Raw genomic sequence first — 13,825 nt, 5'->3', positions numbered from 1 at the left:
GCTGATCACTCCCGTTACATTACGTTGTATGTAACTGTTTTACCCTAAATGGGCAGATTTGTCAACCAAAATAAAAAAGCCCCGGGTACCGGAGCCATGCGCCAAACTTTAGATTAATGTTATACAGTAAAAATTAATTAAAATACAAAGTATAAAAAAGCCTTCAATCCCTTTAATACCAATATATACAACTATATAACACATATCAGCTATGTTATAATAAAAACCATAATTTAATACGCCAGGAGGATTGAACACCTATGAAATTACTGTTAAAGATAATTATTCTACTGGCTATCATAATAAGTATACAATTATTGTTTCAAGTAACTGTATATTAAATTGAGAATATGATAGCAGGGCTTAGAGGTATAAACCTTTAAGTTCTGCATACAATAAAAATAAATTAAAGCAGCTTCCAATATTTCGGAGCTGCTTTAATTTTTAGTTTATTGTTATGAATATAATAGTAATAACTATATAACTATTAATTGTCTGCTGGTTGATATTGATGCCTTACTAACTCCATATATATGTTATATAGGATATCATGAAATCCCATTAATATTTCCTTTTGTTCATCCGAAGACAAGCTTGATTTATGCTCTTTACCATCTTCAATTTCTAATATTTGGATAAATCTTACCTCTAAAAGTGTTGGGTTACCTTTAAAGGAAACTTCCAGAACGATAGCTTGTGCATTTCTCCTGTGATAAAACTTTATATGTGCTTGCGTGAAATAATATCTTCTACTTAAGCATTGCTGAACAAATGGATTTGTTCTTAAACTGCTACCTTGTAAAACCGCCGAATTTATTCCCATAAGTATATCTTCATTGTCATCTCCATCTTCATCAACTTCTATCAGCTCATTTTGCTTGTTAACCTTTAGCCCTTTAATCTGATGTAAGGTCCAATCTTCAAATTCATAAGCAAAAAACCTATCAAATAAAGCAATTTTGTTATCTATGACTAAATTATCTAAAGTTACTGATTTCACACGAAAACTAATTTGTTCATTTTTAGCTGCAATATCGTTTAAAAATAATTGTACTACTTTTACATCATTGTTATCCTCTGGCAATGCGTTAATTTCTACACTATTTATATCATTTGGTTTTACATGAATTTTAATTTGTTTTGTTACTTTATTCAACATTGCTACTTTCCCAGGATACTCATGTTCATATTCTAATAAAACTTCTCTTTCACTGTTTTGTTCATTTGTAATTTTTACACCTTTTATCCTATAAGCAGAAAAAGAGCTTTGATTATCTCTGATCACGCCAACACTATTAAAAATTTCTTCTGCCACTGGTAAATGGTCTGCTAAGCCATTAGGCTTGCTTACATTAAATCTTATAGCCTTTTTATAATTTTTTTCATCAAATATTAGTTCAGATAATTCATTTATATCATTTAACCCCCAAAAGAATAGGTGTGCAGTCTTTCCAATACAGTCTTTGTTATTAACTGGAAGTAGTATTCCGTTTTCTTGACAAAAATATCTAACTTTTGATGAAGTTAGCTTGTTTGTTAATACTTCTTTTAAAGAGTTTTTATCAGGATAACTAGTTATCATTATTGTCACTCCTCATTTATGCCAAGAATATTATAAGGCACTGTTTCAGTCCCAGTTAGTACCGTCATATATCTTACAACTAGGCTCTTATGACTTCCATTTTTAGTTAACTGCTCATTTATCGTTCGCTTAAACTCATCAACACATTCCCGATGCTCACTCCTGTTTATATATAAATATATTATAAATTCATCAGCCCTTTGAAGTTGATATTGCCTAAAAGCATCGTACATAAATTGAAGGCCTGATAAAGAAACTTCATCAAAGTAAAATACTATAGACTGTTCAATAACTTTGGTAGTATCTCCTAAAACTTTTCTCACTTTATTTCTTGCAAATATGTATTTAGAGTATAAATAGAATAATGTAAGATAATTATCTTCACATAAGTCGGAATTATTATTAACAATATATGGATAGCAAAACTTAAATTCCAAACTATTATTTTTAATCGAACTCATAGTATCTATAATTGAACACCATCTTAGAATGTCATAATTTGATGCCAAATAAATAGTCATTTCTCTTAATTTAAGCGGGTATTTCAGGCTTCTTAATCTATCTATATATTGTGAATGGTTATAATTTCCATCATTACACCAACAAACGATAAGAGCTGTATTTATAGCATCGAATCCAAACTCTTGCAATTGAGACGCTTCTTGAGCGCATTCAAGACAACTCATAACCTGTGTAATGAAACTTTCGAGCTTGGATTTACTAAGCCCATCCCATTGTCTGGATTTTGATTCGACAATAATCCCGTTTGTTCTGTTTAGATATGGATCATAATATGAAAACAAACAATCAATACCATGACCTTGGCCATTACGTTGCTTTTTATGTTTGCTGCAATCAATATCGAAATTTCTCGCACCTCTTTGTTGCCAACCTAATTTTGTTAACAATGCAATTGTTTCATCTGTCCAATAATCTCCAACGACATTTTGATCTTCTGGCAATTTTAAGACCTCCTCACAAAAATAATGATATTATCTTACGAATAAATGCAAAGCATATATCATCATACTCTTTATAAATTGTGATAGCTCCACTCTCATAAAATGTTAAGGTATAATTCTCTTCAATATATATGTTTATCGTAACTTGTGAAATTTTTAGTGCATACTCTTTAATAATATCATTTGACTTTGAATAATCTGTAAGATTAAGAGAACAATCCCCAAAAACACCATCAAAAAATTGATACTCTTTAATCTTTATTCTTCTTATGTTGTATGATATTTTATGAGAAGATAATTTTTTAAATAATTCAACCGGAGTGATATAAATCTCATCGGTAACAACTTTATAGTTGCTTATCTTTCCAATGAGTTCTAGTATTTTTACTGTTTTAGCTTTATTTCCCCATACAACTGTAATTTGGTTTAAATAATCAATAACGAACCGAGTAGATTCAGCTTTCCTATATTCTTCACGAATAAATTGATAGTTTTCAAAATCGAATTTATTCTCGTAACTTACTGTGTAAGAAATATAATGCACCTCTACATAATCATCATTTAAGCATGAAACATAGAACCCTTCTTCCGACTCTTCATTATATTGATTTTGTGAGAAGTAATCAATAATATTATCAAAAACAAATTTCTCTATCTCACATCTATTTATAAATATATTCTGTAGAGCCATAAAATCCAGCCTCCATTCAAACAATTATTCTCATAAGAAAAATTGTTAATTTAATTATTCTATTTCTAATTACAAATTCCTCTATAATTTTAAATAAATTCATCGCAAGTTTCGCTAAAATTCGACATATGCACATATACTATCTTAATTGATATTATATAATAAGTTTACATTAATGTTAATATTTATAATTTATTTATAAACTATTTTAAACTATCCTTTTACACTTGATCTGCCTAATGTAAAATTAATTAATTTATACAAAATATTACATATTATATTGACACGTATATTAATACGTGTTATAATGTATTCAGGAGGTGAGGGAACGGTGACAGTAAGAGAAATACTAAAGTTATTACATAAAGATGGTTGGAAATTTAAAAATCAAGATGGCTCACACATGTATTACATACACCCAACTAAGAAAGGAAAAGTCACAGTCCCGAATCATAAAGGTGATTTAAAAATAAAAACCGCACATTCAATACTAAAACAAGCAGGGTTGAAATAAACCCTGCGAAGGAGGTATTTTATATATGGATAAATATGTTTTCCCTGCATTATTTGAAGCCTGCGAAGAAGGCGGCTATACGGTTACATTCCCTGATCTACCAGGGTGTATTACCGAAGGTGATAGCCTACAAGAAGCATTTGAAATGGCAAAAGAAGCTCTAGCGTTGTATTTATACAATATTGAAGAAGATAACGAGCAAATCCCTGAACCGTCATTGCCGCAGGATATTGATGTTATTGAAAAAGGCTCTTTTGTATCTTTAGTAGACTCTTGGATGATACCGGTTAGAGATAGGATGCGAAATAAAGCCATTAAAAAAACTTTAACTATACCAAAGTGGTTGAATGATGAAGCTGAGAAGAAACAAGTTAATTTTTCCCATGTACTCCAAGATGCTTTAAAGAATCACTTGGGCATACATGAGCATAGGCAATAAAACAGTCCCCGGGAATGCCCGGGGATGTTTTTTATACTGATATATCCGCATCCGGCGGTTTGTAGCTATCATTTATTTTACCATCGTCTAAATAATCTTTTAGTGCGTATATAGGCAAAATAAAAAAACATGGAAGCTCCGGGGTGGTATCTCATTTTGAATTATATATTTTCACTATCAATTCCGGCAAAAACTCAAATATCTCCAACGCTCCAAGGTCACCGTCTGCTTTCGCCGCATTTACTGCCGCAATTATACCAGTTTCCCATTTCCCAGGGATACTAGCAGCTTTTTGGATAATCTGCCGCCATGTCAAAGTTGTATCTTCTTCTTGCTCAACCAATTTTTTCACTCTTTCTAAATTTATTTTCCCCGGACAGCTCGTTGCATAAAAATCTTTGTGACCATAGATTGGCAGTTTACCGTATCGGCTGTATATATCCTTGATCAGATAGACTAATGTCTGTATTTGCGCTTCCGGCGGCTCCTGCTCCAAGAAATTACCTACCAAGCAAATACCAATGCTTTGTGTGTTTTGTCCTATGCAATGTGCTGCATCGTCATTCTCAGCCCTTCCGGGGATGATCTTATATCCATTTGCCACACTCTCAACTACATAATGGTACCCGATATCACGCCAACCGTTGGTATTTATATGGTAGTTGCGGATTGCATCAAAGTCTTTATGTACTGTCCCATCCTGTGTGGCTGAGTGGTGAATTATAATTTTATTTGGTTTGTTCATTTGTTTCACCTGCCTGTTCTACCATTTTCCCTATAATAGCGAGCGCACTAATCAAAAATTTGGGTAAAGGAACACCGATTTTTGCTAAATTTTCAAGCATTGACACCCATTCGTTAAGAATTAACCATACTGTTACCAAGATGCCAAAAAACACAGGTATACTTACTTGTAGCCCTATGCCTTTAGCAAGGTATTGTACAATGTAATCCACACCAAACCCAACAGCTACAGCAATACCATAATAGAGCTTTTTAATAATTCCTTTCCATCCTTTTCTAGAAGATAACTCTCCATTCATCCCGGCTGCTGTCATACCGGTGGTATAATCACCGATAAGGCTAAAAAACAGAATTACAAATAGTGGTATAAAAGCATTCACTGCTGCCAATACCGTTGATACTACAAAGGAAAAAACTGCTTTGATTGAAACAAACATGTTGTCAGACATTGTTATCCCTCTTTTCTTTTTAATTAAAAAGAAGCCCATTTCTGAGCTTCTCAGCGTACTAGATTAACATTTATTTATTTCTATAGTTTAATCTCTTTTTCCACTATCAAATTTAGATTATTGAGAAAGTTTTCTTCCTTTTCGGTCAAACTATCTTTATTTAACAATTCTTTACCTAATTCAAGACAAATTTTTATAAATTCTTGCATGATATCCTCCGGTTTCTTCGTTTTTATATAGTCTCTAAATCATCAGTAGGCAGTAGTTCCAGCATTCCTTCAATTTCTTGCTCTCTTGCATCAATTGTATCATAATCGCTTTTTATCTTTTTGCTTTGCTGTAGGAGCTGTTGCTTCTGTCGGCGCAGATTATCCTTTAGTGCCAGCAGATCATCCCGTGTAAGCCTTTCCTCCACTGTCTTTGTTACTACCACTTCTCCATTCTTTTTGTTAACCTCTTGATTTAATACTGATGTTTTTGCCATGTTAAACACTCTCCTTTTTATTATTGTATTGAATTTAATGAACTTACAATATCATTAAGATATGCTGCTAATACATCATCCGCAGTATCCGGATCCACAACGTCACTCACCCCTAATTTTGACGATGGCGGCGCTGTTGGTGGATTCATTCCAGCTATTGCCGATACAGCTTGATTAAACATATCTGCTAAAAAATCGGCAGCATTGTAAGCTGTACTAAAAAAATAAGAACTCAGACCTTTGTATGATCTGAATTCATTAATTTTGTTGGCGAAGTCGTTCCATTCAGTTTCGGTTAATTTGAACGGCTGTCCGGATTCTTTTTGGAAAGTCCAACTAAAATTTGTTGGCCGAACCGTTGTAACTGCCGTTACGCTGGCAGCAGTTAAACTATACAGCGTAATACTAACTTCTATAAACGAAAGCGCCTGAATTTCGTATTGAACACCTGGTGTTAATCCTGTCCAAGTAATAATATCCCCAACACTGTGCGCTATTCGATTTGAACCTGCAACCACATTGCCGTTAATGTACAAATCTAATGTAATGCCGGACCAGGTGCCAGTCATATTTGTGATTCTTACAGTAATAGATGTTTCGGTTACATTATCAACTACAATCTCAGGTTTGCAAGGATTCACTGTTGCTGTGTTGCTTGTGGTATATGGCGAACTTCCTCCATTACTTCCATTCGCACGTACAGATATTTCGTATGTAGTACCATTTTCCAATGAATAAATTGATATGTCTGTATAGTAGAAAGCTCTTTCATAGTGACTATATATGCCTGTTCTTGTATTATATAGTCTTATTGTGTATGATTCCAATAATTCATCTGTTGAAGCTCCCCATGTTAATTTAAATCCATTTGGAAATCTACTTGCTATAACAGGAGCAAATGAAGGTGGAGATATTGGATTAGGAACATCTGGTATAACATAATAATCACCTATAGCAAGATAATCATATGGCATATAACAACGCCCATTATCTCCCCACCACCAAGCTCCCCAATTGTTGTGTGTTATCCAATATAACTTGCCATTAATTCTTTTCCAACCTATAATAACAACGGCATGCCAATCATTGTCTCTATACCAATCTGGTTGTTCAACTATACCAGTACTCCCATCTCCACCAAGCCAATCAAAATTATTGGCAATTCTTAAAGATACAAGAACACCACCATGATTGACTACACCTGCTTTCACCTGTTCTATATTTATAAAATCCCTTGTGTATTTTGTATATCCACCAACTTTATATTTTCTAGCTTTTTCAATTACATTGTTGTAATTATTTTCAACGAGTGTTTTTGCTCCAATTATTGTTTGTCCACCATCAGTCCAATCAAAATAATAATATATGTCTGGATATGCCCATTGATATGGCCCATTATTTTGATTCTCCGGCAACTCTGTATATTCTGGAACACCATCATTTATTAATTGTGGAATAGCTTCATCATAATTCATTGTTTCGCCTTGCAAATGTGAAGGAAGTCTATTCCCATATATCCATCCAATAGAAAATTTCTTTTGAACCCCTAGTTCTCTATATTCCTGAATTTCCTTCAATGATACCAAAGCATTTGCCACACATGAATCTGCTTGACCGTGCCACCCATTAGGGTCAGGACCATCTCCTGCTCCCCATACCCATTGGCTTGTGACTTCTGGATAATACGATGGATAATATTCATATGGGTAATTTGATGAAGGTTCTCCGGCTTCATTTGTTACATATTCTTCTGCGCTCCATACAGATGCCCCAACTGGTTGAACCTTGAATATTCCTGTCATATAATCTTTATATGATGTGAAATTAATATTCATATTAAATTGTCTAGTCGAACCGTATGTAGTATATATCCCATATGTCGAACCACTGAATTGTCCTTGCCCACAAGGAACACTGAACCATACATCAAAAAATGTATACCCATAAGACACATCGCTAGTTACTTCTACTTGCGCTCTTACGCAATCTAACTCTACATTCTTTACTAATGTTACACTAAGATTATAACTCATGTGCTACACCGCCTTTATGATGCGCACATTTCATATCAGCCAATATAAGATATGGGTCTACCTTTTCAACAGCAGGAAAAGCTGCAGGCTGTAGTTCAACCCATTCACCGCTAGTTTTAACTTCACCACGGACTATGGTTATCCCATTTGGTAGGTCGTTGAAGTATATAATTTTACTATTTTCACTTCCATCGTGTGCGAATATTTTACAATCACCGCCTATCCATACTTTTACTTCCGTGCAATTGCTTATCTCTCTTATTTGAACTGCAAATGATTCGGTTGTGCTTCGGCTTGGGATGTTTATAATATATGGCATGTTTTTCACCTCACAATAGCAGGATTTTCCTTTAATGCATAGAATAATAAATATAAGCTAAAACTAATTTTAAGGAGTGATTTACAAATGAAAAAGTTTATATTAGGATTTCTAACTGGTGCCGTACTATTTGCATCACTGCCCGGGTTTGCTGCCGTGAACGACTATATTCTGCATAAGGTAGATTATAAGCTTATAGTTAACGGCCAAGAGTATACTAATCAGGAGCTGCCGATTCTATCGCTTAAAACCGATAAAGGCGATAATCCCTATGTTCCGTTAAAAGCTATTAGTAGTTTGCTTGGGGCACAGGTTAATTGGAACAGTAAGCTTGGGCAGGCTGAGATCTCTAGCAATGCTGTTTCTGTACAACAAAAGAACAATAATAATACAAAGAAAATAACTCCAAAAGATGTAGAATATACAACCTTTGATGATATTGAGGCAATAATATATAACAGTGAGACTTATGTGTCATTTCAGCCTTTTAAAGAAAAGTACAAAATTGATACTGCAAGCTTAGAAAAAAGTGTTATTACAATAAGAAACGATACAGCACAAGCAAAATTTGATCTAAATGATGAAAATAATGTAATAACTTTCTATACCCTTGAAGAACCGGTTGGCTATGTTAATTTAAAAATACTTAAACAATTCATGGGGGAATAATCCCCCATTTTTACTATCCAAACTTCGCAACTATATTCATTCCTTGCACATTAGCATATGAAAAATCAACGTCACCTTCAAATACATGACTATTCGCTTCATAAACTATTTGTGTTCCACCAACTCCAGCCCATGGCCACCCATAAATTCTAGCTGTGCTTGCCCCGTAAGCATATAGTTTTAATTCGCCTTTTGTACTTTCAGAACCAACCCAAAGAGTATCGTAGACCTTACCAATATTAGTTTCCAACTGCGGTGTCTGTACATAATCAGCAGCAATCTGCGTAATTTCAACAGTTGTGGGTACATCTGGAATATCTCCTATGCTTGCTACATCTAAAGGAAGGGCGCCCCATAATATGGATGCGTTAGACCCAAGTTGAATCCCTTGTATAGCGTTAATCTGCTGTGCCGTTAATACACCAGTATATATCCCGTATGGGTCTATATAAGTAAGGCGTTGCGAACCTATTGTATTATATGTGTTATCTGCATCGTTAGGAGGTTTTACTCCAAGAATCTCACCATATTCAGGCAACCAATCATATGGCCTTGCACCTACATCATTCGCGGATGGGGGCGTTTCAAATTGAGAAAAACTAATATATCCATTCTCGCCTCCGATTAAAATTTTGTTTGCTCCAACCAATCCAGTAAAAACGTAGTTCTCTCCAATATGGGTAAAATAACTATCGTCGATATTGGGGATATCTGCAGCATAAGCAAGGTCAGAAGGTACGTCCTGTAGATTTCCCCATGACATTATTGTTCCTGGACCGCATTTTAATTGCCGTGTTACTGCGTCAATTTCGAACGCCAAGTCTCCATTATAATCTTCAATTGTAAGCCCTAACAATGTAGCTTTATTCAACTTCCTGCCCTGGAAAGCATAACTAACTGTCCGGGTAGATTTATCGTATTTTTGGAACAGATCAGTAACATTCTGCCTGAAGTTTGCTATTACAACCTTGCTATTTCTCTTTGTAATTGGATTATAGGAGTACTGAACCACCCGTGCTTTGATATTAATACCGTAAGTCGGATGAATTATTGTTACCGTATCACCATTCTTTACCTTCTCCAAATCAGCATATTGTGCATAGTCCGGGTGCTGACAAAGCTCTAATATATCTATTTCATAACTTTGATTGCCGTATTTATATTGTTCCAGGTACTTGTCCGCTTCTGCTAATAATTCATTTGGATCATCAATCTCCCGGAGTTCTAATGGGTGTGTAATCGGGTGCTTATAATCTCCGATATTATCCGCGTCCCGGTAAGGCAGTCCCCCGTTAACAGAGGTAATATCAAGTCCATCCTTGCCGATTGGGATTACCCTGGTACATAGCACCTGGGTGTCACTCATATCTTTTATGCCTTTGATATTCTTACCGGCACGGAATTGCACACCGTTATCTTCTCCAAAGCTCTGAGCAATATAGATATCGTAATTATCAAACTCAACCTCTGCCTCAATTTCACTAAGGAAAGTAAAAAGCATATCCCGGGCATTTCCTATGCCATTGTCCGGATCATAAAAAAGATCGGTGTAATTATTCAGGATAAAATCATTATCGTGTAAAGTGAACGGGGTACCGTCAAGGATCCGCAGTAGGATATCCTTATAAGTCCAGTTAATTATATCCTCGCTGAAATGCGGAAAATCAAGCAACTCGTAGCTTACATGCTCACAGAATATATCTACTAGCTTTTTATCATCGCCCTGCTTGTTAACTTTTTGTATGATAAAAAACTGACCGTCTACTTTTATGTAATTGCGGCCTATAATGTACTGTGCCTTGTTGTTAAAAGGAACCTTTAGAGTAAATGTATAGGTCCCTTTCGTATCTTTCGTAATAAGGGGATCTGTTGTATTATTAAGTACGGCCAAACCGTAATTATTAAAGTCTGTTGCTAGTTTGTCATATACGATAGGGTATTTCATAGCCTCACCACCTTCTTAAAAAGGAATAGGAGGAGGCGGGTAGCTATCCCGCAAAGCCTCCAAATAAAAATAACACCTCAATAGGTGTTATTTTATTATGCTGGATTTTGAGTTTGGTTTACATCATATCCCATGTCTAGCAGTACGGCTGCAACCTGCTCTCTTAAATTCGACAAATTAGGGCATTGAGCAAATGAATAAACCCCAGCCAAAACGAAACTAGCCCAAATTTGTACTAGCGCTGAATCCTTATTAAACATGAATATCATCCTTTCAATTTTATTTAATAGTGCTAATAATTTTTTAAACATAAAAAATCACCCTTTCAGGAGTGATATTACTACTTCTTTTAAGTTTGATATTTCAGGAATCTGCTCTTCGGTATATTCTCCTTCTTTGATTTGTTGCACCCAAATTTTAACTAAAGCACTGTTGTTGTTAAACATATTACATTCCTCCTCCAATCAAAAGCGTTAATTCAATTATTGCTTGCTGTAACATTTGATTTTCCTGTTTCAATGAATCAATTTCGGCCTGCTTTTTCGCTACCTCTTCAGATATTTTACCTTCAACAATCATCTTAAGGGTAGGCGAATTCTTCATGATTTCTTCGTACATCAAAGGTGTGTAAGTACTTCCATCTGACATATTTATCACCTCCAAACTGTCAATATTTCATTCACTTTGTTTGCAAGTTCCTCTGTGGTCACTGTGGCGGGTGTTGCTATACTGGAGATCATGTACATTTTTAACTCTTTATCCGCAAGAGGAAGCAGCGTGATCCACACACTACCTAGTTCTTTTTGCAATTGCTTTTGTACGGCCAAAACCTGTTCATACCCTGCTGCAATGTTCAAAGGATATGAATAGCTGATGGTCGGTAGTGTGGTAAGCTCCGGCGGATACTTGTAGACATACCGATATTTTTCTCCTGTCGTCGCGCCAGTAATCGTAAACGATAATTTGTCTCCTGCAATCACTATATTGCTAGAAACGATAGGCGTTAATACTTCGGTCTTTTCATCGATAATTTCAACTTTAACCACAGATTCGATTTCCTGAATAGGCAGCGCAGTATTTCTGATAGCAATTCCACCATTATAGAATTCATGATCTTGGATTGCTGGATCAACGATAATGGTGTATCCGGGACCAGCTTGAAGATTGTTTAATCCAGGAATTTCTGTCGTAACAGGCGCCGCCAATTGATAAATTAAACTCGCACTTGATTGTGCTTGTAGCCATGCTTCAAATCCTGTGTTATCCGATGTAGCAAGTCTACTTTTGTTAATTTTGATATGTAATTCATTAGTTGCAGAAACACTAAAACATTCCGTATCTTGTGCGATTATACTTGTTACTTGTATTGGTGTAAATGTTATACCGCCTATAACTAGTATTGCATTTGCCGCTTGAGTGGTTGTATAGGGAATGATATCAGGTAATAACCCTCCTTTTCTAAATCTTATAGTATTTGTTGAGCCATCATCTACAACAATCCAATCCGTAGCTACTTTTACAGTTGAGCCTACATCTTTGGTTTTCTTCGTATAAGTTCCATCAACCACACTAATTACATCTTTCACGGTGGGTAGGCTACGGAGATAATCTTGTAGGGAGATGTAGACTATACTTGCTTCTTGTATTGCATACGGTAAAGCAGTTGTCCCCTCATTAATCATTAACTCTGTATGTGTCCCATTAGTGGAGTAATACCATTGCATTTTATAAGCAGTACTAGGAGAAGTTACCGTTCTCGGAACTGTTGTGCTTACTGTATTTTGCACTACGTTTCCGCTAGAGTCCAAAAATCTTACAGAAGAACGGTCACCGCCACTAATTGTATACGCTTGGTTTGGCTTACAAGGTATTAAGTTTGTACTTCTATATCCAGATGCGGAGGATACAAAGTTACCAGCAGCATCTAAACTACCTGCCACGTATGTACCGTCCCACAAATTACCTTTATCATTTCTACACTTTACCCTCAAATCGCCAATTGTAGAGTTAGCACCAAATTTAAAAGGCTTATTTACACCTGCATCTGCTGTATAATCACCTTCTAAAATCGCATAGAGTTCAAAATCAACATATTCTCCATCTATACCGCCGCTAAGAAAATAACGCAGTTCATTGGTGCTTATTGTTTGTTGCGTGGTAAATACAACTTTATTTATGCCTATATTTTTAGTTAATGTTATATTTGTCCCTGTATAGTTCGCATTTAAAGATAATACTCCTGTGGCATTAGATGCTTTTACGTTATAAATAAGGGTATAAACTGTAGATTCTTTCAAATTAGTTGCCACTTTTGCAAATTCATTACCTGCGGCCGCAACAAGGTGTATACCAGTAGCGCCTTTTGTACTTCCTGCATCCGTTGACCAGTTTGCATAATCAGTACCATTATTAACGTAGTTATATAAGGTTCTGCCTTGCAAATTTAGCACGTTAAATGGCCCAATAGCGCTGTCAGCTGGAATGCTAAATATGCTGGCCGTTTGCTCCTGTGGAGTAGAATACTTTGGTTCCTTCGTATCTTCTACATCTGCTTCCAGTTCTTCAAGTCGATCTGTGGGCGTATTAAATACCTTTCCCTTTACCGCAGAGTTTTTCATATCCGTAACCATTTGTGCGGCTACAGTCCCATCAATCGGTGAATTAAGTATATTCCCAACACGGTTATGATTTTCTTTTATGGCGTCCTCTACGTTAGTTGATGCCATAGAGGTTCCTGCCCGATCAAACGTAATTTTTTTTGCCGGATGGTCCGTGCTATTCTTATGGTTTGTCAGTGCCGTATTTCCTTCATTGATCTGATTTTGGAGATTTGTATCCGCCGTTTGCTGTATTTGTTGTAATTCTGAATAATTTTGTACGTCTTTTGACTTTAAATTTTCAAAATTTTCATTAATAAGGTCTTTAGTATTCAAACTAAGGTCTATGCCTATTTGAGTAATATTTGCTTCAGTATTCGCCATATGCCACCACCAC

General features: G+C 35.5%; 17 protein-coding genes. 3 read left to right on the top strand and 14 right to left on the bottom strand.

Features of this window, described 5'->3' with window-relative positions; genetic code table 11:
- Nucleotides 1–487: 487 nt before the first annotated feature.
- The 3 genes from QKW49_RS25940 to QKW49_RS25930 are packed head-to-tail and all read right to left on the bottom strand — an operon-like array spanning nt 488 to nt 3,235.
- Nucleotides 488–1,582 (bottom strand): hypothetical protein, encoded by a 1,095-nt coding sequence (locus tag QKW49_RS25940; protein WP_282865538.1) that lies wholly within the window; start codon nt 1,580–1,582, stop codon nt 488–490.
- A gap of 5 nt (nt 1,583–1,587) precedes the next feature.
- Complete coding sequence (locus QKW49_RS25935; protein WP_282865537.1) at nt 1,588–2,544, bottom strand: hypothetical protein; 957 nt, start codon at nt 2,542–2,544, stop codon at nt 1,588–1,590.
- Between the two features lie 13 nt (nt 2,545–2,557).
- Nucleotides 2,558–3,235: a hypothetical protein gene (locus QKW49_RS25930; protein ID WP_282865536.1), complete on the bottom strand. Its 678-nt coding sequence runs from the start codon at nt 3,233–3,235 to the stop codon at nt 2,558–2,560.
- Between the two features lie 331 nt (nt 3,236–3,566).
- On the opposite strand from QKW49_RS25930, the gene QKW49_RS25925 reads away from it, so the two are divergent.
- Nucleotides 3,567–3,749 (top strand): type II toxin-antitoxin system HicA family toxin, encoded by a 183-nt coding sequence (locus QKW49_RS25925; RefSeq protein ID WP_282865535.1) that lies wholly within the window; start codon nt 3,567–3,569, stop codon nt 3,747–3,749.
- A gap of 25 nt (nt 3,750–3,774) precedes the next feature.
- Entirely contained in the window at nt 3,775–4,188 is a 414-nt protein-coding gene (locus tag QKW49_RS25920; RefSeq protein WP_282865534.1) for a type II toxin-antitoxin system HicB family antitoxin, read from the top strand.
- Between the two features lie 151 nt (nt 4,189–4,339).
- Here QKW49_RS25920 and QKW49_RS25915 read toward each other — a convergent pair whose 3' ends face one another.
- The 6 genes from QKW49_RS25915 to QKW49_RS25890 all read right to left on the bottom strand — a co-directional run bounded on the left by QKW49_RS25915 (nt 4,340) and on the right by QKW49_RS25890 (nt 8,217).
- Nucleotides 4,340–4,933, bottom strand: coding sequence for a peptidoglycan recognition family protein (locus QKW49_RS25915; RefSeq protein ID WP_282865533.1), 594 nt, complete (start codon nt 4,931–4,933; stop codon nt 4,340–4,342).
- Nucleotides 4,917–5,381, bottom strand: coding sequence for a phage holin family protein (locus tag QKW49_RS25910; protein WP_282865532.1), 465 nt, complete (start codon nt 5,379–5,381; stop codon nt 4,917–4,919). The genes QKW49_RS25915 and QKW49_RS25910 overlap by 17 nt, the downstream gene beginning before the upstream one ends.
- Nucleotides 5,382–5,461: 80 nt before the next feature.
- Entirely contained in the window at nt 5,462–5,590 is a 129-nt protein-coding gene (locus QKW49_RS25905; protein ID WP_282865531.1) for a hypothetical protein, read from the bottom strand.
- 23 nt (nt 5,591–5,613) lie between these two features.
- Complete coding sequence (locus QKW49_RS25900; RefSeq protein ID WP_282865529.1) at nt 5,614–5,865, bottom strand: hypothetical protein; 252 nt, start codon at nt 5,863–5,865, stop codon at nt 5,614–5,616.
- 20 nt (nt 5,866–5,885) lie between these two features.
- Nucleotides 5,886–7,898: a C1 family peptidase gene (locus QKW49_RS25895; protein ID WP_282865528.1), complete on the bottom strand. Its 2,013-nt coding sequence runs from the start codon at nt 7,896–7,898 to the stop codon at nt 5,886–5,888.
- The gene (locus QKW49_RS25890; RefSeq protein WP_282865527.1) at nt 7,888–8,217 is read right to left on the bottom strand and encodes a hypothetical protein; all 330 of its coding nucleotides are present in this window, start codon (nt 8,215–8,217) and stop codon (nt 7,888–7,890) included. Before QKW49_RS25890 ends, QKW49_RS25895 begins: the two co-directional genes overlap by 11 nt.
- A gap of 87 nt (nt 8,218–8,304) precedes the next feature.
- Here QKW49_RS25890 and QKW49_RS25885 point away from each other — a divergent pair, with 87 nt between their 5' ends.
- Nucleotides 8,305–8,886, top strand: coding sequence for a stalk domain-containing protein (locus QKW49_RS25885; RefSeq protein ID WP_282865526.1), 582 nt, complete (start codon nt 8,305–8,307; stop codon nt 8,884–8,886).
- 13 nt (nt 8,887–8,899) lie between these two features.
- Here the strand turns inward: QKW49_RS25885 and QKW49_RS25880 are convergent, their stop codons facing one another.
- The 5 genes from QKW49_RS25880 to QKW49_RS25860 all read right to left on the bottom strand — a co-directional run bounded on the left by QKW49_RS25880 (nt 8,900) and on the right by QKW49_RS25860 (nt 13,812).
- Complete coding sequence (locus QKW49_RS25880) at nt 8,900–10,831, bottom strand: phage tail spike protein (RefSeq protein ID WP_282865525.1); 1,932 nt, start codon at nt 10,829–10,831, stop codon at nt 8,900–8,902.
- 95 nt (nt 10,832–10,926) lie between these two features.
- A complete protein-coding gene (locus QKW49_RS25875; protein WP_282865524.1) occupies nt 10,927–11,142 on the bottom strand; it encodes a hypothetical protein in 216 nt (71 codons plus the stop codon).
- 6 nt (nt 11,143–11,148) lie between these two features.
- Nucleotides 11,149–11,277, bottom strand: coding sequence for a hypothetical protein (locus tag QKW49_RS25870; protein WP_282865523.1), 129 nt, complete (start codon nt 11,275–11,277; stop codon nt 11,149–11,151).
- A gap of 1 nt (nt 11,278) precedes the next feature.
- Nucleotides 11,279–11,479 carry a hypothetical protein gene (locus QKW49_RS25865; protein WP_282865522.1) on the bottom strand — a complete coding sequence of 67 codons (201 nt, stop codon included), beginning with the start codon at nt 11,477–11,479 and terminating at the stop codon, nt 11,279–11,281.
- Between the two features lie 5 nt (nt 11,480–11,484).
- Nucleotides 11,485–13,812, bottom strand: coding sequence for a hypothetical protein (locus QKW49_RS25860; protein ID WP_282865521.1), 2,328 nt, complete (start codon nt 13,810–13,812; stop codon nt 11,485–11,487).
- Between the last annotated feature and the right edge of the window lie 13 nt (nt 13,813–13,825).

The organism is Petroclostridium sp. X23, from assembly GCF_030013905.1.
GTDB lineage: Bacteria > Bacillota > Clostridia > SK-Y3 > SK-Y3 > X23.
The sequence above is the reverse complement of the archived record's forward strand: the minus strand, read 5'-3'. Positions and strand labels throughout refer to the sequence as shown.

Excerpts from the sequence above, each read along its gene's own strand:
- QKW49_RS25940 (WP_282865538.1), bottom strand. The coding sequence starts at position 1,582 with ATGATAACTAGTTATCCTGATAAAAACTCTTTAAAAGAAGTATTAACA.
- QKW49_RS25930 (WP_282865536.1), bottom strand. The coding sequence starts at position 3,235 with ATGGCTCTACAGAATATATTTATAAATAGATGTGAGATAGAGAAATTT.
- QKW49_RS25920 (WP_282865534.1), top strand. The coding sequence starts at position 3,775 with ATGGATAAATATGTTTTCCCTGCATTATTTGAAGCCTGCGAAGAAGGC.
- QKW49_RS25915 (WP_282865533.1), bottom strand. The coding sequence starts at position 4,933 with ATGAACAAACCAAATAAAATTATAATTCACCACTCAGCCACACAGGAT.
- QKW49_RS25910 (WP_282865532.1), bottom strand. The coding sequence starts at position 5,381 with ATGTCTGACAACATGTTTGTTTCAATCAAAGCAGTTTTTTCCTTTGTA.
- QKW49_RS25905 (WP_282865531.1), bottom strand. The coding sequence starts at position 5,590 with ATGCAAGAATTTATAAAAATTTGTCTTGAATTAGGTAAAGAATTGTTA.
- QKW49_RS25900 (WP_282865529.1), bottom strand. The coding sequence starts at position 5,865 with ATGGCAAAAACATCAGTATTAAATCAAGAGGTTAACAAAAAGAATGGA.
- QKW49_RS25895 (WP_282865528.1), bottom strand. The coding sequence starts at position 7,898 with ATGAGTTATAATCTTAGTGTAACATTAGTAAAGAATGTAGAGTTAGAT.
- QKW49_RS25890 (WP_282865527.1), bottom strand. The coding sequence starts at position 8,217 with ATGCCATATATTATAAACATCCCAAGCCGAAGCACAACCGAATCATTT.
- QKW49_RS25885 (WP_282865526.1), top strand. The coding sequence starts at position 8,305 with ATGAAAAAGTTTATATTAGGATTTCTAACTGGTGCCGTACTATTTGCA.
- QKW49_RS25880 (WP_282865525.1), bottom strand. The coding sequence starts at position 10,831 with ATGAAATACCCTATCGTATATGACAAACTAGCAACAGACTTTAATAAT.
- QKW49_RS25875 (WP_282865524.1), bottom strand. The coding sequence starts at position 11,142 with ATGTTTAAAAAATTATTAGCACTATTAAATAAAATTGAAAGGATGATA.
- QKW49_RS25870 (WP_282865523.1), bottom strand. The coding sequence starts at position 11,277 with ATGTTTAACAACAACAGTGCTTTAGTTAAAATTTGGGTGCAACAAATC.
- QKW49_RS25865 (WP_282865522.1), bottom strand. The coding sequence starts at position 11,479 with ATGTCAGATGGAAGTACTTACACACCTTTGATGTACGAAGAAATCATG.
- QKW49_RS25860 (WP_282865521.1), bottom strand. The coding sequence starts at position 13,812 with ATGGCGAATACTGAAGCAAATATTACTCAAATAGGCATAGACCTTAGT.